Origin of the sequence: Lysinibacillus sp. NPDC098008 (assembly GCF_044760715.1) — a bacterium.
Taxonomy (GTDB): Bacteria; Bacillota; Bacilli; order Bacillales_A; family Planococcaceae; genus Lysinibacillus.
In genome coordinates, this window is the sequence record NZ_JBIWBA010000023.1 from 1 (window position 1) to 22274 (window position 22274).

At 32.8% G+C, this 22274-nt stretch carries 19 protein-coding genes and 1 pseudogene; 3 read left to right on the top strand and 17 right to left on the bottom strand.

Annotated elements, in window-relative coordinates; genetic code table 11:
- Window positions 1-456: pseudogene (locus tag ACIQVU_RS16505) on the bottom strand (transposase); the annotation flags it as partial.
- A 419-nt stretch (window positions 457-875) separates the two neighbouring features.
- Window positions 876-3251, bottom strand: coding sequence for a TOTE conflict system archaeo-eukaryotic primase domain-containing protein (locus ACIQVU_RS16510; RefSeq protein ID WP_340725440.1), 2376 nt, complete (start codon window positions 3249-3251; stop codon window positions 876-878).
- Between the two features lie 322 nt (window positions 3252-3573).
- Between ACIQVU_RS16510 and ACIQVU_RS16515 the strand changes: the two genes are divergently transcribed.
- Window positions 3574-4644 carry a Fic family protein gene (locus ACIQVU_RS16515; protein WP_339196678.1) on the top strand — a complete coding sequence of 357 codons (1071 nt, stop codon included), beginning with the start codon at window positions 3574-3576 and terminating at the stop codon, window positions 4642-4644.
- A 288-nt stretch (window positions 4645-4932) separates the two neighbouring features.
- On the opposite strand, the gene ACIQVU_RS16520 is transcribed toward ACIQVU_RS16515, so the two are convergent.
- The 12 genes from ACIQVU_RS16520 to ACIQVU_RS16575 all read right to left on the bottom strand — a co-directional run bounded on the left by ACIQVU_RS16520 (window position 4933) and on the right by ACIQVU_RS16575 (window position 16852).
- On the bottom strand, window positions 4933-5982 hold the full coding sequence (locus ACIQVU_RS16520; protein ID WP_402896371.1) for a hypothetical protein: 1050 nt from the start codon (window positions 5980-5982) through the stop codon (window positions 4933-4935).
- Window positions 5983-6029: 47 nt separating this feature from the next.
- Complete coding sequence (locus ACIQVU_RS16525; protein WP_402896373.1) at window positions 6030-6797, bottom strand: SIR2 family NAD-dependent protein deacylase; 768 nt, start codon at window positions 6795-6797, stop codon at window positions 6030-6032.
- Between the two features lie 154 nt (window positions 6798-6951).
- On the bottom strand, window positions 6952-7773 hold the full coding sequence (locus ACIQVU_RS16530; protein WP_402896375.1) for a bacteriochlorophyll 4-vinyl reductase: 822 nt from the start codon (window positions 7771-7773) through the stop codon (window positions 6952-6954).
- A gap of 139 nt (window positions 7774-7912) precedes the next feature.
- Window positions 7913-8749, bottom strand: coding sequence for a TcaA NTF2-like domain-containing protein (locus ACIQVU_RS16535; RefSeq protein WP_402896377.1), 837 nt, complete (start codon window positions 8747-8749; stop codon window positions 7913-7915).
- A gap of 24 nt (window positions 8750-8773) precedes the next feature.
- Window positions 8774-9043 carry a Mor transcription activator family protein gene (locus tag ACIQVU_RS16540; protein ID WP_402896379.1) on the bottom strand — a complete coding sequence of 90 codons (270 nt, stop codon included), beginning with the start codon at window positions 9041-9043 and terminating at the stop codon, window positions 8774-8776.
- Between the two features lie 134 nt (window positions 9044-9177).
- Window positions 9178-10818: a recombinase family protein gene (locus ACIQVU_RS16545; protein WP_402896381.1), complete on the bottom strand. Its 1641-nt coding sequence runs from the start codon at window positions 10816-10818 to the stop codon at window positions 9178-9180.
- A 274-nt stretch (window positions 10819-11092) separates the two neighbouring features.
- Window positions 11093-12805: a DNA primase family protein gene (locus tag ACIQVU_RS16550; RefSeq protein ID WP_402896383.1), complete on the bottom strand. Its 1713-nt coding sequence runs from the start codon at window positions 12803-12805 to the stop codon at window positions 11093-11095.
- A 26-nt stretch (window positions 12806-12831) separates the two neighbouring features.
- A complete protein-coding gene (locus ACIQVU_RS16555; RefSeq protein WP_402896385.1) occupies window positions 12832-13782 on the bottom strand; it encodes a hypothetical protein in 951 nt (316 codons plus the stop codon).
- Between the two features lie 1090 nt (window positions 13783-14872).
- Complete coding sequence (locus ACIQVU_RS16560; RefSeq protein ID WP_402896387.1) at window positions 14873-15163, bottom strand: hypothetical protein; 291 nt, start codon at window positions 15161-15163, stop codon at window positions 14873-14875.
- 82 nt (window positions 15164-15245) lie between these two features.
- A complete protein-coding gene (locus ACIQVU_RS16565; RefSeq protein ID WP_402896389.1) occupies window positions 15246-15701 on the bottom strand; it encodes a JAB domain-containing protein in 456 nt (151 codons plus the stop codon).
- Window positions 15702-15779: 78 nt separating this feature from the next.
- Window positions 15780-16292, bottom strand: coding sequence for a DUF1643 domain-containing protein (locus tag ACIQVU_RS16570; RefSeq protein WP_402896391.1), 513 nt, complete (start codon window positions 16290-16292; stop codon window positions 15780-15782).
- Between the two features lie 272 nt (window positions 16293-16564).
- Window positions 16565-16852: a hypothetical protein gene (locus ACIQVU_RS16575; RefSeq protein WP_402896393.1), complete on the bottom strand. Its 288-nt coding sequence runs from the start codon at window positions 16850-16852 to the stop codon at window positions 16565-16567.
- A gap of 128 nt (window positions 16853-16980) precedes the next feature.
- On the opposite strand from ACIQVU_RS16575, the gene ACIQVU_RS16580 reads away from it, so the two are divergent.
- Together ACIQVU_RS16580 and ACIQVU_RS16585 are read left to right on the top strand one after the other, a co-directional pair.
- The gene (locus ACIQVU_RS16580; RefSeq protein ID WP_402896395.1) at window positions 16981-18849 is read left to right on the top strand and encodes an HsdM family class I SAM-dependent methyltransferase; all 1869 of its coding nucleotides are present in this window, start codon (window positions 16981-16983) and stop codon (window positions 18847-18849) included.
- Window positions 18849-19808: a restriction endonuclease subunit S gene (locus ACIQVU_RS16585; RefSeq protein WP_402896396.1), complete on the top strand. Its 960-nt coding sequence runs from the start codon at window positions 18849-18851 to the stop codon at window positions 19806-19808. Before ACIQVU_RS16580 ends, ACIQVU_RS16585 begins: the two co-directional genes overlap by 1 nt.
- Before the next feature lie 63 nt (window positions 19809-19871).
- Here the strand turns inward: ACIQVU_RS16585 and rlmH are convergent, their stop codons facing one another.
- From rlmH to ACIQVU_RS16600, 3 genes are all read right to left on the bottom strand, one after another.
- Complete coding sequence (gene rlmH, locus ACIQVU_RS16590; protein WP_340808465.1) at window positions 19872-20351, bottom strand: 23S rRNA (pseudouridine(1915)-N(3))-methyltransferase RlmH; 480 nt, start codon at window positions 20349-20351, stop codon at window positions 19872-19874.
- 90 nt (window positions 20352-20441) lie between these two features.
- Complete coding sequence (locus ACIQVU_RS16595; RefSeq protein WP_340808466.1) at window positions 20442-20606, bottom strand: CxxH/CxxC protein; 165 nt, start codon at window positions 20604-20606, stop codon at window positions 20442-20444.
- Between the two features lie 214 nt (window positions 20607-20820).
- Window positions 20821-22116 carry a S1C family serine protease gene (locus ACIQVU_RS16600; protein ID WP_340808467.1) on the bottom strand — a complete coding sequence of 432 codons (1296 nt, stop codon included), beginning with the start codon at window positions 22114-22116 and terminating at the stop codon, window positions 20821-20823.
- Window positions 22117-22274: the final 158 nt, after the last annotated feature.

The window sequence follows — 22274 nt, forward strand, 5'->3', positions numbered from 1 at the left end:
TACGTGTTCCATAGTTCTGACGGCTTGCGTGAAAAATATCGATTACATCAGAGGTAACGGGATCCTCCGATACTCTTTCTTTTGCTTCATAATAATAAGTACTTCTAGGGATTTGCAGGACTTTGCACATTGCTGATATCGAGTATTTGTGTTGATTATTCTTGATTACATTTACTTTCGTCCTAGTATCAGCGCGGCTTGCTTTAAAATGTCATTTTCCATTTCTAGTTGCTTGTTTCTTTTTCGGAGTTCCATCAATTCTTTTTGTTCATCTGTTAAATTGTCTTTCTCCTTAAAAGAACCTGATTTTTGACTCTGACTCACCCACTTGTCTAAAGATGAAGGAGTAAGATCATATTCACGAATAATCTCTTTTCTTGGTTTTCCATTTTGGTACAGCTGCACGATCTGTTGCTTGAAATCTTCAGTAAATGTTCGGCGTTCTCTTTTAGTCATGTAGATTCTCCTCAAATGTGTTATTTGTAGTCTACTTGACCTTAAAAATTCTGTCCAACTAAGTGTAGCCTATCCACAAGTAAAAAAGAGCTAAAGAATATTTACTTTTCCTTTATTGCTCACATTCCAAACAAAGACTTGGATCCTACAGATCCAAGCCTACATAGCACCAACGACAAAACCCCTCTTCTCCTGAAAGGGCTATACTTTACCCCAAATCATTACCTATTTGTGGTACGGTTCTCCGTAATATCTCTAAATGCGGTTTCCCACACTCAACCCACCGAAAAAACCTCACTTACTTATGATAAGGTTCACCGTAATGTAGCTAAGTGCGGTTATTTAACTAACGTTTATAATAAAGAAAAGAAGTACATATTTAATATGGATATCTATTTACTCTAGCACTTTCATATAAATCAAAATAACTTTATTTGCTCTGTACTTGATAACTTACTTTTATTTTCATCAACAAGTTTATATCCCATTGATTGATAAGCCTTCAACCTTTTCTCAAACATTCTCTGCAGCATTGGCTCTTTTCGGTCAACATAATCATATACCTTTACTACTGATTTATTTTCATCTACCCGATGTAACCTACCAACATACTGCTGCAATGTTCCTTTCCATGATAAAGGCATCACTAAAAATAATGTATCTAAACTTGCATGGTCAAAACCTTCTCCTATATATTTTCCTGTTGCGATAATGAGCCGCTCTTCATTCGCATTTAAATTTTGCAATGCATTTAATTTCTCCAATTGCTCCTTAGACTTCATACCGCCCGTTAACACAATCAAATTTTTTACGAAGTTTCTAAACATACCTTCTAAAATTTTCACATGCTCTACTCTTTCAGTCAAAATCAATGGGGTAGCTCCGTTATCTAAAGCTTGTAACACATCATCAAAAATTAATCGATTGCGAACATCATCTTGTATTAGTGCTTTATAAACGTCCTGAATTTTTTTAGAATCATTTGTTGTATTATCTTTAAATTGCGTATAACGAGGATATAGAAGATGCTCAAATGAATGTACTTTTGAATAGGATTTAGCTGTAACTCTATGGCAAATTGAACCTAATTGCATCGTCATAATTGAATGTAAACCATCTTTTCTAGTAGGAGTAGCCGTTAAACCGCAAATATATTTAGCTTCTACTTTTTTCATTACTTTTTCAAAGCTTACTGCTGAAATATGATGACACTCATCCACAATAACCTGACCATAGTTTTTCACTTCATCCTTTATTTCTCCACGATAATTTAAGCTTTGAATTGTGGCTATATCAATATTAAATGTTTGCTTATTTTTCCCTCCACTAATGTGACCTATTAATGTATCTTTATCTAAAAAAACATTAAGACGTTCTTTCCATTGTTCAATTAATTGTTTCCGATGAACAATAATTAATGTATTCACCTTTCTTTGCGCTATCAGTGATGCAGCTACAACCGTTTTACCAAAACCTGTTGTGGCCGATAAAATTCCTATTGGACGTTCCAAAAGCTTTTCTACCGCTACTTGTTGTTCTGGCGTTAAATTCCCTTTGAAGTTAGATGTAATTGTTTCACCTAATTGTGTTTGATCGTCAAATAAAGCCGTAATTCCTCTGCCCTCTAATACCTTTATTAACGCTTCCTTGCATCCGCGAGGGATAATAATAAAGTCAGTAGTTTCCTCATGACAATTTATATTTTTAGGTATACTATGCGTACTTAAGCGTCTAGCCTGTGCCTTGAAAAATTCAGGATTCTTTATTGAGGATAACTTTAAAATCTCATGCATTATTTGCGAAGGAATTTCATGCTTATTTAAATATAGTCCGTTTTTTTCGATGATTGTAATAGCTAATGGAAGCTTATCTACATCGTTATCCTTCACTTCTTTCACTTGTATAATCTGCTTCGGCTGAGAAGTTGCCCATAGTATTTTTTTGATTGCATTTAAATCTAATTTACGAACTTTTTCTAAATATCCCCATTGATCTTCATAAGCATTAAAATTTTCATCTACAAATACACTATTCAACTGTATTCGAGGACCTCTTTGTAAAGGAAGTGCGATTAAATTTCCGAATCCTCCCTTTGGTAAAGTATCTTGATTTGGAAATAGACGATCATAGGAATCCATTCCGATTTCATATCGATTAGAGAGCGTTTCTGATAAAATAAAATGCCCCAATTGTCGAGCTACTTTTGCTGAAATGGGCTCACTAAAAAACAGCCACACATGTCCTCCATTTCCAGATCTCGAACGTTCAATACTAACAGGTACATCAAGTTGTTGACATGTATCTACAAATGCTTGAATATCTTTTTGCCAATCACGTTTATCAAAATCTACTGCTAAAAACCAACACGTTTCATCTTTTAACAATGGGTATAGACCGATAGTAATCTCTCCTGAAAGATGCCGATAAATCGTTTCATCGCTAAGAGGTATTAGTTTTCTAACCTGACATTGCGAACATTTTATATTTGGCTTCTGACATAACGGAGGCTGCCACTCTAACGAACAGGCAGGTGTATAGCCTGATTTATTATTTTTAGACTGCCATCGAACAGCATAAACATCGTCTCTTCCGCGGAATAAACTTTTAAAAATCTGCACTCTTTTTTGAAGGATTTTTTCTTTCAATTGTTCGTTATGATTAGCTCGCTTAACTGGCTCTACTATTTTATTTGGTTCAACTTGCTTTTGTTTAAGCAATCCCCTCAAATGTGCATTTTCTTTTTTTAAATGTTCGATTTCTAAAAGGGCTTGATGGAGTTGTTGTTCAATATTCATCAAATTGTGCCTTTCCGTTTTTTTAAAACTCAATTTTTATTCCGATTCATCTAAATTCATTATAATTTTTTGCACCAGATTTTTGTATCCTTAAATTAAACTCAAAATTAGAAAAAGTAAAAAATAACCAATTATTTCGCTATCAAAATATCTCAACAAATTAACGTATCATTAATTTAAATTTAGCGTATAAATAGCGTATTTAAATTATAAATTAGCATACGAATAGCGTATAATTAACGTACGTTATTATATTCTATTTGAGGTGATTCATCTGTACACACCAAAATTTATTTACACGCAAGCTATTGTAAAAGATTTAATGTCAATTGAACGTTCTCGATCTATCGTAGAACTAATGCCTATTCCGGCACATATTGAAAGTGACTTAAAAGAACAAGCTAAATTAAAAGCAACCCATTACTCAACACGAATTGAAGGGAATACTTTAGATTTAGAACAGGTTGCACGTGTAGTTAAACAAAAGAAGGACGACTTAAGAATACCTGTCGAGGAAGAAGTACGAAATTATTGGGAAGCCCTTTCGTTTTTAACACAAGAAAAAAATAAAAATACACCCATAACTGAAGATTTTATTAAAAAGTTACACTCCATCATTGTTAAACATGGCTCAGGTAGAAAGTCTTCTAAAAGTAATTACCGTGGACCAATGCCTCCAGGAGTACTATTTGCTGTTTTCGATAATCAAACAAGACAACCCGATTATATTCCTCCAGAATACTCTGATGTCCCTGCGTTAATGAAATCTTTTGTTAAATGGATACAGTCAGAAAACGAAATGCCTGTTCCGATTAAAGCTGCAATTGTTACTTATCAACTACTAACGATTCATCCTTTTGAAGATGGTAATGGACGTACCGCACGAGCTTTAGCATCTTATGTTTTATCAACAACTAATTATGATGTGAAAGGCTTCCATTCTATTGAAGAATATTATGTTGAAGATTTACAAGGCTACTACAAACATTTACAAATGGGCTTACCCGCTCTTTATTATGATGGGCGTGAAAATCCAAAAAATTTAGCTCCATGGATTGAGTATTTCCTTAGAACAATGGCACTTGCCTATGAAAAAGTTGCTAATCTATCTATCCAATTTGCTACCTCCACTACAGATCAGCGTATCTTATCGTTAGAGCCAAAAGAAAAAACGTTACTTCGCTATTTAATTGAACGCAATAGACCTGTTAAACCAAAAGAAATTGCTGAACTGTTCCAAGTGAAACCAATAACGATTACAAAATGGGCTAATACTTGGTTAGAAAGAAATATAATTGAAGGGGCTAGTGGAAATCAGCGTATCACATCGTATAGAATTGGTAAAAATTATAAAGATTTAACTTTGAATGATTTAGGTTATAAAGAAGACTAAATAAAATCACGCCAAACATTATCAAATAAATGTTTGGCGTGGCAATATTGATCACTAATTCTTATCTCACTTCTTTAGCTTTCTTCTAGAATATGTTACGCCCTCCCGTAATCTATCTGCAAATTTCTATTTACTATCTAACAAAAACAAACCACCAACTACAATAAATCTACTGTAATCGATGGTTTATTAAAAACCGCACTTACTTATGATACGGTTCTCCGTGATGAGGCTAAGTGCGGTTTATTTAGTTCGCTTATGAATCACTAGTTCATATAAATTAATTCTTTATAAAAACCCCATAACAATACCCTTGGCATTACTAGAAAGTTCAAATTTAAGTTGTTGTTCATTTTGGTCTAATTTTTTAGAAATGATTGCGTCAGTACATCTAATTATCAATTCATCATGTATTGGAATAGTTTGATTAAATATTGTTATTGTATCTATGTGTCTTCTATATTCAAAATTAAATGGCTTTTTATTTTCAGTTAGTTCCTGAATAAATTCTTGGCGGCTAGTTACATCTTCGTAGATGATAATATCTTTTTCCTCAAAATAAAGTTTCTCAATATCTAACGATGATTTTTCCATATGTAACCTAAGTACATCTAGAGCATAATTAAAATCATTTGGTAAATTGAGTTCGAAGTTTCTAAACGTAATACGATAATGTTTTTGAACCTCTTTTAAAAAGACTATAGCCTCTTTAATTTCAGCTAACTCCTCTCTACTATCGATATTTTCACTTATACTCATCTTTATTAATTCAAATTCTTTATTTTCAATACTATCATTACCATCCAATGTTTCATTTATATAAAGCATAAGTGGTTCAATACCTTCAAGTAGTGTTAGTAAAAAATCAACAACACCTTCTAATTCACGGAGATGACGGAATTTATTAATTTTAAAATTGAACTTTTTCTCTTCAAAATTCAATTCAAATGATATTAAATCATGTGTAAACCTAAGATGTATAATACCAAATCCTTCAAATACTTCAATAAGAACTTCAGAAAGGATGTGATCTGTTCCCTTAAAAAACATATCTGCCTTAAACTTCTTTGATGGTAAAGGCATGACAGTTAATGTTTGTATTTTTCCTCCGTTTGGAATTGTAATTCCTTCAAAATACGTTTCAAAAGCCTTGATATTTTCTCCCGAAATCTCAAACGGTTTGAAAAATGATTGACGTAATAATGAAAAGAAATTGATACCTTCAAATTTCACATTTAAATTCAAACTTTTACTTTTATCATCTGAACCAAGAGACTTAATAAAAGAGCCATCAGCTGTTTCATGAATTGTTGTTTTTAAATCGTACTTATCTACCAAGAGAGCCAATCCAAATTTTTTATCTACCTTATTTTGGAGAATATCAATTAAGAGTTTTTTTTTATTTCATCATGTAACTTTTCAATAAATTCTTCACCGGTCATATTTATATAGTTAGCTCCTTTTTGGGTTAACCGATTTACTTCATGTTTTGGTAAGTCGGGTGCAATTAAATATGACTCTTTTATATAGCTACCAATATCACTAATCACATTATCGAATAAATATTGAATATTTTGATCGGCAAGGCTATAACCCAAAAATATAATAGTTTTCTCTGCTAGTAACGTTTTAATTTTATTCCATAATGGTTTATCTTGATTTCTAAAAAAATTTGTATAATCTTCATTGGTTAACACCATGGTATCAGGCATATGTATGTCGCCATGTATTTTATAAAGTTTTGTCCGTTTTGTTGCTAATGGTAAGTGTAAATCTGTCACTATAGTGGAAATATCTCGACCATAAGCCTCTTCAAATAATTTGTCATAGTTTGTTGTTACAATTAAATCTATTTGTGGTATTTCAGCCAATAATTGATGATACATTAAAGATGTTGGCTCAATATCAATCACACTCTGTAATAATTGATATAATTCATTTTTTGAACCCCGCCGTATATCAATAAAGGTACTAGCCACATCTGCTAAATTTTTATTTTCAAAATATCTTTTATCTTCTTCTGCTGAATGCTCAATTATTAAATCTCTTAACTTATTGGCATTTGGCATACCTGCATACAAAGAAAAACCCGCACCTACCCATAATACAACATCATTATCTCTTACTTTTTCCACCAATCTTTCAAAACTCATATTGAACACTCCCCATTTCAAATAATTTATTTTAATATATTCGTATACAGAAATTTCAACAAATATTGGTACAACTTTAGATTGTCTAAACATTAATAATATCAAATCTACAATTCAAAATTGCATTCATCATCTTTTTTGAATTTGCTTCTTTTTATATGTTATCGCCTAGTTCTTCAAAATCTATATCAATAATTTCTGGATTACTTTTTTTAAGTTCTTCAAAACTATTCATTACATCTTCTGGAGATAGACTAATATTTTCTTCAAGAGCCTTTGAAAGTTTATTCCCCATTTTTGTCATAGAGGCAAATGTTAATCCTCCCGATACAACACCTCCCACAACTGGAATCACTTTTGATACTCCTTTTGCAAAAGAATCCTTAGTAACTTTTACCCCAATATAGCCCGCCATTTTTTTAATTATTGGGTAATAGATTGTCTTAGTCAAAGCTTTATTAGGAATTTTTTTTAATGCTTCCTTAGATAGTTGTGAAGACAATACTTTAATTGTTGCAGTTGCTCCACCCACACCAAACATAACACCTAAAAATAATACTAAGTCGCCGTTTACTTTTTCTACATCTAGTTCATCGTCATCCCAAAAATCCTCATAACCATAAATGTAACCTATTTCTTGAGATAACCTTAGTGCCATGCCAAAAAACTGTGCTGTATCTGCTGGTATTGTAGCAGCCATCGCTACACCTCCAGGTACACCTGCAGCAAATGAAACACTGGAACTTTTCATAGTACGATTAGTAATAACTTTTTTGGCGATTTTATTTATAATATTTATGTCAATATTTGCATTTACAGGACCTTTTTCAATTATTTCTGCTAATTGAATTGGTGATACATATTTAGTAAAACTTTTAGCTAAAAACTCTTTTCTATCAACTTTTACTCCTGGTAACTTAACAGCATTTGTTATTAAGACTTCAAAAACTCCAGAATCATTAGACAATATTGACACCCCTCAAAGACCACTTTTTTTACTATAATACCATGATGATTTCTTATTTTATCCATTTATTTCTTATGGATTGATTAAGATGTAAAAAGAGCAGATAAGTCATCTGCTGATGTCCTATCCGCTCTTAGTTTAAAGCTAATTATTGTATCTCTAACCCTGTAATATAAAACTCACCATCTATTAACTCTATTGTATATTTGCTATTTTGTTGCACATCTTTACTTCCCTTTTCAGGATTGTCTATTGTGTAATGCTCCTCTAAACTTACTTCGTACCTATGCTCTGCAACTTGCTCCATCGAAATAATGGAATAATCAATCAATTGAATATCTATACCCTGTTTATTTATAGACTCCATATAACTAACTTGCTCTTGATAGAATTGAGAAGATGGATGTATATAGTGTACAAGCTGTAACGCCTGCTCTGTGGTATAAACTTCTAGGTAGGTGGAAATTAAATACCTTATCTGATCTCTTGCTGATTCTGTTGTATTTATTGCACCTAAAACAGGTATTATATCTAAATCAGCTTGAACACTTTGTGTGTCATCTACCTTGTTTTCATTTGTATCAATTTCCTCATTAATATCATCATTATCACGATTCATTTCCTCGACAGGCTCTTCATAAAAAGTAATATTATCATCTTCTGCAACAAGATGAGTACCGTATCTCGTGTTTGATTCGTCATTTTCTGTTTTGCTAGTATATTTAAATACATCAATTACAAGACAAATAATAGCCAATGGAATCAGGAATTTATTAACTGTTTTATTAATGGGTCTTAATGCTATATTGACAAATACAATCAAGACAATTACTGCAAATGTAAATGAAATCATACCCAAAGCAACTGTCACAAAAGCACCTAGTAAAAAACCTTTAAATCCATATCCTATAAGCAAAAAACCTACACCTATACCAATCCCCATTAAAAGTAAGAAAAACATATATACATTTTCAAACAATCCCATTTCAGAATCCTCCAATGCTTTACTTTATTTATAAATGGCTTTCTTCTTTAATATTTTCCTAATCCAACTATAGGAATAATCATATTTCCTTGCTAATTCTTTAGCGTTTGTCCCATCGTATTCCTTTGCAATTTGTTCATACAAATATTGTTCGGATAATAATCTTTTCGGAAAGGTAACATATTGACCAGCAAAATAGCTATGTACCAACAAGGTATTTTGATACCCAATCAATTCTACAAATTCCTTATATGCCCCATTAAAACATGAACTATCTAACCTACTCGTATCCATTGTTATCTCCTTTCTCCTTTTTGTTGTTATAAATATGGCATTTTTTAATGTGACAAGCACTTTGACTATCAAATGGCTTTTCACAATGAAAATCCACTTCGTTTTTACCTATTCTTCTATTAAAATTAATAACTTTAAATTGCTACTAAAACAGAAAAAGGAGCGGAAGAAATGTCCGTAGACACTTCTCCTACTCCTAGTTGTAACTCTTCCAATACTTCATCATTTAGCTTGATTTGAATGCTTTCAATTTCTCGACTTTCATCAATAGTGATTTGATGAATCAATAAATGCAATAATCTTTTTCTTTGTTCCCTTGTCAATGCTTGTGTAAAGGCTTGATGAAAATTCGTCATGATAGCATGGATTTTTTCATAGGTAACTTCACTCGATACTGTCGATTGTAGTTGTGCTTGAAGTGGCTCTATTTGTACTTTCAGATTGGTCATGATTTCTTCCATACTTCGTGATTTTTGTTGGTACACCTCTTTGGAAATCACTTCATCTGTATAAGCATCTAACAAATTGGCTAACTTTTTCTCACAGCGCTCTAACTCCTGTAGGTATTGCTCATATTCTCGTTGTAAAGGGGCAATTAGCGATAGTTGTTTCGTATTAATGCTATCCACTAATTTTCTCGTCAAATGCTCGCTTTCCATCAATGCTTGTAGTTTATTCAGCACATAACCATCAGCATATTTAGTACGTACCGCATTTGAACGACAAGCAACTGTTCCTTTATTCTTCCATGCACCACAAACATAATACTCTAGGACACGTTTCTCACCAGACTTTGTTCGATTTGATGTACGTCCTATCACCATCCCAGCACCACACTGGGGACAACGCATAATACCTGTGAGAGGAAACGTACCCTCATGAATTCGGTTGGGTTTACAGGAACGCTCTTTGTAGACCTTTTGCGCTATTCTCCATGTTTCCTCTGAAATAATGGGTGTATGCTCGCCTTCCACAATGATTGGATTCGGATTAATATTGTTACAACGCTTTTCATTCCAATCTCTTCGAACATTATAGCGAATATAACCAGCATATACGGGATTTGTTACAATGGTTTTAATTGCATTCAATGAGAAGGTCTTATTCTTTTTTGTTCGATATCCATCCTGATTTATTTTATTGGCAATAGCCTTATAACCATGACCTGTTGTATACATTTGAAAAATTAAGCGTATAATCTTTGCCTCTTGCTCATTAATTTGTAAACCTGTATGCTTTCGCTTTTTGTTCTCACCATCTTTTTCTACCACATCGTAGCCCATTACCTGACCACCATTCCATTGTCCATCCTTGGCACGAGCAATCATCCCCATCTTGACATTTTCCGCTATATTGTTTCGTTCATACTCAGCAATAGCAGCCATCATCTGAAAATGCAATTTTCCTGTAGGTGTTTCTGTTTCATACTTCTCTGTAAAAGAACGAAATGCTATGTTTTTGTTATTGAGTAGTTCGACAATGTTCATCAAATCTAAACTTTTACGAGCAAGACGATTCATCTTCCAAACAAGCACTATGTCAAATTTCTTCTGCTCTGCATCAGCTAGTAATCTCTTAATAGCGGGGCGTCCTGTAATGTTTTTCCCACTAATCCCTCGATCTACATACTCATCATAGACTACATAGCCCTCTCGCTCACAAAACTCTTTGAGCACACCAACTTGTTCATCAATACTATATCCTTCCTCAGCTTGCTCTGTCGTTGAAACACGAGCATAAATTGCTACTTTTTTAGGACTCATTTGTTGACTCATCTTCTTTTTCATCTCCCTGATTGACAATATAGTTTTGACACATTTCTGCAATAATCATTAATATTTCATTCGAATTCTCCAACTATAATTCTCCTTATTAAAGTCTAAATGATAATATATTTTTGATTTCTGTAATATTTCAGGGAATAATTCAGATTTTTTCTTTCAATTATTAATAGAGTGAAAAAGTGGTAGCATTTTTAAAAAAATATAAATTATCCCTGAAAAAATACAAAAATAAAAAATTATTAATTAAAACACTGTCACTTTGACCCTATTTTTTAAAACGTAAGTTTACCCAAAGCTTCTGACCATTTGATTTTTTCTCACCGACAGACCAATTTTTCCTTTGTATCGCTTCTTTACAATTAGACAAGATTGAAGCAGTCCCTAACGGGATGAAATTTGTAATTGAATTTGTATCTACCCACGTTGTGTATTTTTTAGATATATCTGATTGCAAAATAGTTGCTCCCTTTGCATATTCTAAGCACTCATCAACAAAGGTACCTACTGAATCATTCAAAACTTTAAATTTTCTTAATTCTGATTCACTTGCTTCACAACTAGGCAATTCCCAATTACTTTCTTTTAATTGTTGATAACCTTCATATGCGAAATTAAAAATCCCTGATAATTCCTCTAACAATTCCATTTCAAGTTTTGGATTCATATAAGCTTGATTTTCAAGTAATACTTGTTTAGATTCTACATAGGTACGATAAAATGGGATGATGGTTAACCGTCTATATAATCCATTTGAATGATCATCAGTTATGAATAAACGATTAAGTAATAAAATTAACTTCACATATAGTGCTTTTGTTTTTGGTGCTTGGTGTTTCTTGTTAATTAAAATAGAATCTCCAGAAGTAATCGCTTTAAGACGCTGAGTATTTACCTTTAAAGTTGTTTCATTTTCTGACGCAATATTCACAAGCTTTCCATCTAAATCTTGAATACCAAAAGCACCTTCCATCTCATTTAAAGGGGTACTTGATACATTAAATTCACCATAAAGTCTGGTTAAAATTTTTGCTAATACTGATTTACCATTTGAACCGCTTCCCGTGAAAATGAATACTTTGTGAATAGGTGTACCTTTATGCAAAATGTATCCCATGATATTCTTTATCAAATCGTACCGTTCTTCATCATTTTCAAAGACATCATTCAGAAATTCTTTAAATTTAGGAGCTTTAGCTTTAGGATCATAATAAATAGGTAACTGATTTGTAGAAATATAGTTTGAATGGTGAGGTACAATTTTTCCAGAATCAAGGTGAAAATATCCATTTTTTAAGTTAATGATATTTATATCACCATCAAATTCAGATTCTATAGGAATTAATACCTTTAGAGCCGCCATATATTCACTTTCCCAAGACTTCCGCCAGATAGTTTCATCAACTTCTCTTACTATTGCCGCACAAATAGTTTTAAAGAGATTATCTGATATAAACTCATATTTCCCTTCGATACTGTATGCGTAAATACGTTCATCACTTGTTTGGATAAATGCTACCCTTGAAAGAACATAGTGGGCAAATACATTTGCGTTAAAACGATATTTTCCGTCATTTCTTTCTATTCCCCTTCTCTTTAGTAGAAAGTCTAAATGGTGACGTAATACACACTCGGCAGGTGTTTCAGTGGGATGTTCTTCTTGATTAGGAGAATATCCAAACAATTGAAAGGCTTGATATGTAGCAGTATAATCTGCCACAAAAGAATCTTCTTGGATTTTTGTAAATGTAACTTGTTGTTCTTCAGAAAGTTTTTTTAATAAAAGCTGTTCGAATACATCGGCATTTTCCCCCAAATCAACAAGATTAAGATATACACATTTAAGAAACTCCTCGGATAAACGATTTACATTTGTTAAGACCCATTCAAAAAAGGGTATTTTTCGAATGGAAATGTGTAAGCTTTCTTCATCATCCGCTTTTACGTAATTAGCCAAATTAAATACACTTGATTTATTCATCTTTTTCCCCTCCTAAACAATATTGATTATGCTTCTGCAATAACAACTTGAATATCTTCGATATTTATCTGGGGATTAATTTGTTGAACGAGACTATCTAAAATTAACGAAAGATGATGCAAACCAACCATATCAATTTTCTTTTTAAACTTTAGACAAATTTGAATTTTTTCATTTGAGAACTTGCCCAATCCAATTGATTTTAACTTCGATTTAAATATCTCAATATTCTCCAATTTTGAGGTCAGTACTGTATTCGCTGATAATCCATCTACAAGTAATGAGATCTGTTTAATTTTGAACTGAGCAGGTTTAATGTACTTTTTCTTAGGGAGAACCTCATTATTACTTTCACCGGTTGTTAGGTAATGGACTGTTTCATAGATCTCAAATGGTAATTTTAATTCCATTAATGCTGATACCAACTTTGGAATTTCTTCTCTTTCTTCGAAATATAAATTATTCAATGTAACAATTCCTTCGATTCCCGTTTCGATATGATCATAATAAGAAAAATCCAATCGAACTATAAAGTATTTTGAAGTTGTTAGATAACTAATATCTGCAACATTTTGAGCTATATTTAGAAATTTTTCCACCTTAGTTATATCAGTCAAAATAACATTCTTAGAGAATACAAATATTAATTCGCCTTGGGTACACCAATACTCCATATTTTTAATAGGATTCTTACAAAATTCACTTGTATAATCACCTTGTAATACATAGATACTTTTTTCTTCACTATATTTTTTTACAAATCTCATATAAGGTTGCTGTTTTTTAAGTAGCGGAATAACCTCTATATCCAGGTCATTCCCTTCCCTAAATACCTTTGCAGATGACCAATTTACATGAGTTAATTCATCTAGTAATAAATCTGCATACTGGTTTTCCTTTACACGCCCTACTTTTAAATATTCCTTATTTTTTTCCATTACTTTTGGAAACACATATTGTTTTGCAGCATTCGTCATTTCAAAACATCACCTTTCGGAAAATTTTGTTCTTAATATAAGCATTTAAAGGTGTCACTAGTCATCAAAATAAGTTATTCTAATTCGACCATATAAATTTAAAATAAATGTACTTTATAACCTATCCTTAATCCACTAGTCAGCTATAAACCTCTAATACCAACGCTTATGCAACAGAATATATATGAATTATGACGAAAGCGCAATGCCACTATTTAGGTAAATTTTACCTAAATACTATTTCGAAATAATAAATGTTTCTCTTTTCAAAAATTCACTTCCTCGTTTGTAAAGGAATATCTTAGCCATAAACCATTAAATCATTTTTAGTAAGGAAAATCTTATCTTCCCGAGCGAAGAGCTGTAAGTATAGGTATTACTTAGGCTTAACACATTTCTCTTATTAGACCTCAATAAAATAGAATAGGTTTTTGATGGATTTTACATTTGTGACAATTTCGTGAACAGAACATTCATTCCTATTTTACTTAACAAAAAAAGAGTAATGGTTCATGTTGGTCATGAACATTACTCTCCCATATTAAGTAATTGAAAGGAAATACAACTCCCTTATCTATTACTTTTGAAATGAACTTCAATCCAGCCAATAGACAGCAATGGAAAAGCAAAATATCAATTCCAGGCATATTGAAGGGATTGAAAAAGCCTTTATAAAATTCGAGAAATCCTTGATTATAAATGTAGATTCTTAAAACATGAGATGATTGACTGTTATCCTTCCTCCATCTTTATTTTTTAATAAATATTTCTACAATGATAACTGAAAATATCCCTATACATGTGCCAACCACAAAATAATTCAAATCATTTTCTCCTCTCTTTGTTTGCTACAAAGCATCACTAAAATGGATATTCCAAAAAATACTCCTTGCTTGAATAATTCAATTGTATATTGATTTTTCTTTTTACAATCAGCCATCCTCTCACCTTCTTTCAGTCAAAATCTAACTCATAAAAATAAGCCTAGTGTATAACACACATAGACTCTGCTCTGAAACATCTATTTAAATTTTAAAATTACATAAAATTAGTTGAAAACTTGCTTCTTAACACAAAGTTATTTCTCTTTTTAGGAGTTTAAATTTGGAACCAATTTATCATTTACTAGCCAAACTTCATATAAATTTTCACTGCCTGTTTCTATTAGCATTAATGTAAAGTAGTTCCCTTCTACATCTGTATAGTTGGCACTATGACAGAGAATTGGTGCTGGTACAAAGGCAATCATATAAGGCGGTACAAGTTCCTCATCTATTTCCTCATGAGTAAAGCTCATTGTTTCATAGCCTACTTCATGAAGTGGGATTTTCTTTCCTAGTTTTCTCTCCAATACTTCTGTCAATCGTTGGATTGCTTCCATTTTCAATACCCTCCTTAGTTTATGAACATAAAAAGCCCTAACATCCATTTCAGATGTTAGAGCCTATTTATCATTTAAAGCTTTATTCCTTTTCAAAATAACCACTCTCCTTCATTGAAACATAGCTATCATCACCCAGCACAATATGGTCAAGCATCTCCACTCCAATGATTAAGCCTGCTTCTACTAGGCGTTTTGTAACTTCAACATCTTCTTGACTTGGTGTAGGGTCGCCTGATGGATGTGGATGACAGCAGATGATGGAAGCCGCATTGCTTAAAATAGCTGTTTTCAGTACCTCTCTAGGATGAACGATTGAGAGATTTAAACTTCCTATATGTGCAATTGTAATGTTTGTTGGCTGATTCTTCACATCAAGGCACATGACTACAAAATACTCTCGATCTACTTCGCCTAAAAATTCCTTGAACAACTCGTAGCAGTCTTGTGGACTACGAATACGTCGATTTTTGTACAACATGCTTGCTTCTCTTACTAATTTGATAGATACAATGTCTACTCGTTTTGATGGTTGCATATGATTTCCTCCTAAAATGTATTCAAGGAAATAATATATATTCATACTTTTAGTTGAAACATTAAGTATTTAGTCATCTTATTTTACAGGTTTAATATCAAAAGGAACTAACTTCCACTCCTTTTTCACTGCTGGATAAAGCGGATGGAAGCCTCTTCTCCCCCTAGGACTTTCTATTTGAAGTATATTTGCTTTCTTATCAAGGAAGATAGCCGTAATCATATGCATTCGCTTTAGTGCTTCTTTATTTGTTTCGATTCCTGTACCAACTGCAATGATTACATCATCCACCTTTGTAACTTCTTCTTGCACACATTTTAAGTTTTCAGTAGCCAACTCATTCGTATCCTTTTCTTTAATTGAAGTAAATAGGTTCATAATCACAACGGAGCCATAATCTAATTTTGCAAGATTATTCATGACATACATTGTCGTTTGATCCTGTACAATTTCATCTGCTAAACCAGCACTTTTCATCAGAATGAGTGCCTTTCTTTTGCTCTTATCCCACTCCTTTTTAATAACATACTTATTCGTCATTTCGTCATCATACGTAACCTCTGTTTTAACTATGCTTTTTATTATTTTCATTAGTTTCCCCTCGATTCCTGCTAATCTCTTTAAGTATAAAATGTTGATGGCAGTAGAGTTGCTGAAAATTGCTGTTTTCATCAACTCACGAACATATACTAAGCTTGCGTTTAGATACATCATCACAAAATGTTCTCTGTCTACTTCTCCAAGGTAATCTCGGAAAATTTCGTAGCTGTCTTATGGGCTGCGAACTCTTGCTGCTTGTTGAGCATGCTTGATTCTTTTACTAATTATACTGAAACAATATTTACTCTTTTTCTTTTATTCATCTATAACCCTTCCTTACAAATGTTATAAATTAATATTCCTTTATTGCCCTTCCTATAAAAACTTTCTTCATATTTTTTATTTCCAATTTCTTTTTCATCTTCCCAAATTAAAGAGTAGCCTTCTGGTTCCTTGTCAAGTCTACCAACAATAATCACTAATTCTTCACCACTTGATAATATTTTTTGATTATTTTGAATTAATCTCTTGATATGGCATTTGAATATCAAATCATAATCTTCATTATCATTTATTAATTCTAAGTCCAATTCCGATTTAAATACTAACATTATTATCACCTCCAAAGTAATAATATATATTTGAAATTAATTTTAAGACTATAATGCAAATGAAATGTTGCACTATAGTCTTTTTTGTTTTATTATAAAATCACAATTAAAAATTTGGAGGTAACTTTGTGAAAAAATATATTAACGAAACTAAAACAGAAGACCTTTTAGTTGAACAACTAAAAGAAAATGGATTTAATAATGACCTAATTGAAAAGCGCTTAATAAAAAATCCAGAAATTAGAAAACTATTAAGTAAGGCTAGTAAAAAATTGGGTTCGGAAAATGCTGGATATCCAGATATCTATACTCCTTTAGGCATTAGAGGAGATTTTATATTAATTGCAGAATGTAAAGGGGATATTAATAAACATGAAACAAATGATTATAGCAATCCTCAAAACTACGCCGTAGATGGAATTGTGCATTATGCTTCTTTTTTAAGTAAAGAATATAACGTAATTGCATTAGGTGTTTCTGGGATGACAAATGATGAACTAAAAATCTCTACATTCTTTTTCCCAAAAGGAGAGAAAAGTTCTGATTACAATTCTTTAAAATTAGATATTAATACAGTTATTTCACCTGAGAATTACTTAAATGCCTGCATCTATTCACATAGCTTTAAACATGCGAAAATGCTTGAACTTAACAAATTATCTCGTGAATTGCATAATTATATGAGGGATTATGCTAAGCTCGCTGAAAATGAAAAACCACTTTTAATAGGAGCTGTAATTTTAGCTCTTTTAGATCGACCATTTGAAGCTTCATACGCAGTTACAGAAAATGATCAATCACTTGCTGAGCTTTTAGAACAAGCACTAAATCGTGTATTCAGATTGGCTAAATTCGATATTAATGAAGACAAACGAACAAAACTTGAGGCAGTTTTTAATTTTATTACTGTTCATCCAGAACTAACAAAAAATACTCAAGATTTAAATAGCCGTGTATTATTTAATTTGGTCAAAAAAGTAGATCAAGAAATCTTACCAATTATCAGAACTTATAATGAACTGGATCTGGTTGGTGACTTCTATCGTGAATTCCTCCGATATACAGGTGGAGATAAAAAATCTTTAGGTATTGTATTAACTCCCCCTCATATAACAGAGCTTTTTGCAGAATTAGCGCAAATTACGGTAAATGATATCGTATTAGATACCTGTACTGGAACAGGAAGCTTTTTAATTAGTTCTTATAACTATATGAAATCGCAAGCTAAAGGAGATCCTGCAGTTATAAATGCTATTAAAGGTCAAATTATTGGAGTTGAGCAACAACCACAAATGTTTGCTTTATTAGCTATCAATATGTTACTACGAGATATTCCTTTAACAAATATGTATGCGGATAATTCTTTTGACATTAAGGCACAATTAGCTCTTAAAAACGCTACTTTTGGTCCTCAAAATCCACCTTATGCGCAAAAAGGTGAAGGTCTTTCTGAATTAGACTATTTCAAGGGATTAACCGATTGTTTAGTAGTTAATGGAAACGCTATTACGATCATTCCATTATCATGTATCATTAGTGATGAATTTAAATCGATCAAAGAAAAATTATTAGAAACACATACTTTAGAAGCTGTATTAAGTATGCCTGATGATCTGTTTTATCCCGTTGGCACAATCACATGTGTAATGGTGTTTAAGATTGGAACTCCACATCCTGCTCGCCATAAAACATGGTTTGCTTATTGTAAAGATGATGGATTTGTCAAAACTAAAAATGCTGGACGGATTGACTTAGATAATAAATGGACTGATATTAAAGAAATGTGGTTGGAAAGTTTTAGTGATCGGACAGAAGTACCTGGTTTTTCAGTACTGCAACGTGTAACTGCTAAAGATGAGTGGATCGCCGAAGCTTATATCGAAACTGATTACAGTAAGTTAACAGTGAAAAACTTTGAAGAAGAAGTTAAGAAGTATGCGTTATTTAATGTTGTAAATTCACTAGATGCAGATTTAGAAAATGAGGAGGAAAATTAATGGCTAAGTTATCAGACATTTTTTACGTGGAATCTGGTAATGGTCTAGCATTAAATAAGTTTCTAGAAATCTCTCGAAGTGAAGGTGGAATTTCCTTTGTTTCGAGAACTTCTAAAAACAATGGTGTATCAGCTATTGTTAAACCAGATCTTAATATTGAACCTTTTCAGGCGGGTCTAATAACCGTAGCTTTAAGCGGTAATAGTGTTTTAGAATCGTGTGTTCAACCTTTCCCTTTTTATACAGGTTACCACGTTATGGTACTTGTACCAAAGAACGAATTAACCTTAGAGGAAAAACTTTATTATTGTGCTTGTATTAAAGCTAATAGATATAAGTACAGTTTTGGTAGACAAGCTAATCGAACTTTGAAAAATCTAGATTTACCGGATAGTATTCCGGGTTATATCTATAACAGCGACATTGAAAAATATAGCCAGTTGCACCAACCTGCTATAAATAATGTAAATACACCCAATTTAAATACTAATAGTTGGAAATACTTCAGATACGATGAATTATTTGAATTAGCATCTGGAGGAGGGATTTTATTAGGCAAGGCTAAAAAAAATCCGGGTTCTACCCCTGTAGTTTCTGCCACTAGGCTAAATAATGCCGTTGCTGCTTATACAGCATTTCCTCCTGCATTCCCTGCAAATTCAATTGCAATTATAAAAAATGGGGTAAATGTTGGTCAGGCTTATTATCAAGAAAAACCTTTCTTAATTACTACTGACGTTGCAGTATTATTACCAAAATTTGATTTAGATAAATATTTAGCACTTTTCTTAACGACTGTTATTACTCATGATAGTTATCGTTATAATTATGGAAGGAAATGGGGTAAGTCTTCATTTGATAAAGCAGCTCTAAAATTACCAGTTGATTCTAATGGACAGATTGATTTTGATTTTATGAGAAATTATATTATGTGCTTAAATTTCAGTAAATCGATATAAAGTAAAGCCTATTATTCCACTTAATAGTGAATAATAGGCTTTAAACTTAACTAAAAACCGCACTTACTTATGATACGGTTCCCCCTTCATAATCCTAAAACTTCGATAAATCTGCTCGATCAAGACTAGCTTCATAAGCTGATGTGGTAATGTCATCTTGCCAAAGCATAGCTTTTCGTCTGCGCGTTTTAAAACATCTGCATGCAGGCCGAGGGAGCCGCCGATGATAAAGGCGACTTTGCTTTTGCCGTATGTCATAAGGGCGTCTAAATCGGCAGCCATTTCCTCGCTTGTTTTCATTTTGCCGTCCAATGCAAGGGCAATGACATGGGTGCCGTCTTGGATTTTGGCTAGTATGCGCTCGCCTTCCTTTTTCTTGACGATATCCATTTCGGCATTGCTTAGTTGTTCAGGGGCTTTTTCATCTGGCACCTCGATGATATCTATTTTTGCATAGCTGCTGAGGCGTTTGACGTATTCATCAATACCCATTTTTAAATACTTTTCTTTTAGTTTGCCGACTGATACAATCGATATATTCACACGTTATCCACCTTTACAATTCATTTACAAACATTTTATCCACAAAAGTTATCAACATATCCACAAGCAATTCCTATATATTGTGTAAAGTTATTTACTTGATACAATATATTCTGCTGGCTGTTCACAGTAGCTACATTTTGTGGATAACTTTTTATCCTCGTCGATTTTATCCATAATTGGGAATGCTTTTTGCTCTGCTACAAACATGTCTAAAGCGTGATCTATATGGTTTTCACAGCTATATTTTGTCATTTTTTTATATCTCCTTATTTTCCGAAATTTCCACAAACTTATTCACAATATAGTCTATGTTATCCACAATCCATTGTAACAAAGGAAGAGCCTGTATGGAAGAAGAGCCTTTTTCTCTAGATTCTCTGTGTAAGGTTATTATTCACAATTTTCAAGTTATCCACATAACGATAAAAAAGCGATGGGGATTTTTTAGATTCCCATCGCTTTTTCTTTATAGTGTGTTACCGTTTGTTAAAGTTAATGTTAATTCCTCTAGCTTGCCTTGACGGTATACCTTTAATGTAAGTTTATCGCCAATTTTTTTATCATTATATAAATGCTTACGTAAATCAATAGCTGTTTCAATTTTTTGCCCATCCATTTCTACGATAACATCATATTGTTGAACACCTGCTTTTGATGCTGGTGAGTTTTTAATAACATCTGTTACAACAACGCCTGTTGTTACTTCTTCAGGTAATTTTAATGTTTGTTGCTGATAGAATGCTGGAACATCTGTTAAATCTGCTAAGGATACACCCATTGTTGGACGTTCCATTTTGCCGTTTTTCTCTAGTTCCTCAATAATTGGAATAGCTGAGTTCACTGGAATGGAGAAACCTAAGCCTTCAACAGAGGATTCAGCAATTTTCATGGAATTGATGCCTACTAATTCTCCAGCTAAGTTAACAAGAGCTCCCCCACTATTACCTGGGTTAATCGCTGCGTCTGTTTGTAAAACTTCTTGCTGCCAATCTTCTGTGCCATCACCATTTAAGTCTACAGGTACGGAACGATCTTTACCTGAAACAACACCTGTTGTCACAGAGCCATAAAAGTCTAAGCCAAGTGGATTTCCGATAGCAATAACCGTTTCACCTTGCTTTAGCACATCAGAGTTACCAAAGGTTGCGACTGTTTTTACATTCTTCGAGTTAATTGAAATTACAGCGAGGTCTGTCCAAACATCAAGACCTACTAATTGAGCTTCTTCTTTTGTGCCATCTGGCATCGTCACCTCTAACTGCTTAGCTCCTTCAATTACATGGTTATTTGTGACGATAAAGGCTTTATCTCCTTCAACTTTATAAATAACACCTGAGCCGCTTCCTGCCTCTTGTGTTGTTGTCGACGGTGGACTCCAAAAGCCTCCGCTTGTTACTTCTTGAATATTTGTTATACCAACAACTGCTGCTGAAGCTTTATCAACTGCTGCTGTAACATCTGATTGTACTTCTGTTGCAACTTGATTAATGGTTGTCTGATTTGCTGTTGAGTTACTGGATGCTGTACCAGGCATTTGATTGACAAGTCCGGGTAATAGCAGCCATACAAGTAAAGCACCGATAATAACCCCGATTAGCCCACTAAAGAAATAGCCTCCTTTGCTGCCGCCACCTTTCTTTTTATGGCGTTTAGCCTGTAATTCCTGCTCCTCTCGCTCTAATCGTTCTTGAAGAGGTGTTTTTGGTATTTCATCTTTCTTTAATAAATCATTGTTTTTATCATCATCTTGAAAATAGCTCATGTGCCTCATCCTTTCATATACTGCTATTTGTTAATTGTTACCCTAATCTTACAATTCAAACATTAAAATTAGATGAAAAACAAATAAAATGGACATAAAAATAGCTGCCCAATGCATTTTTTTAATGCACTGAACAGCTTCAAGTTTTGCCTAAATAG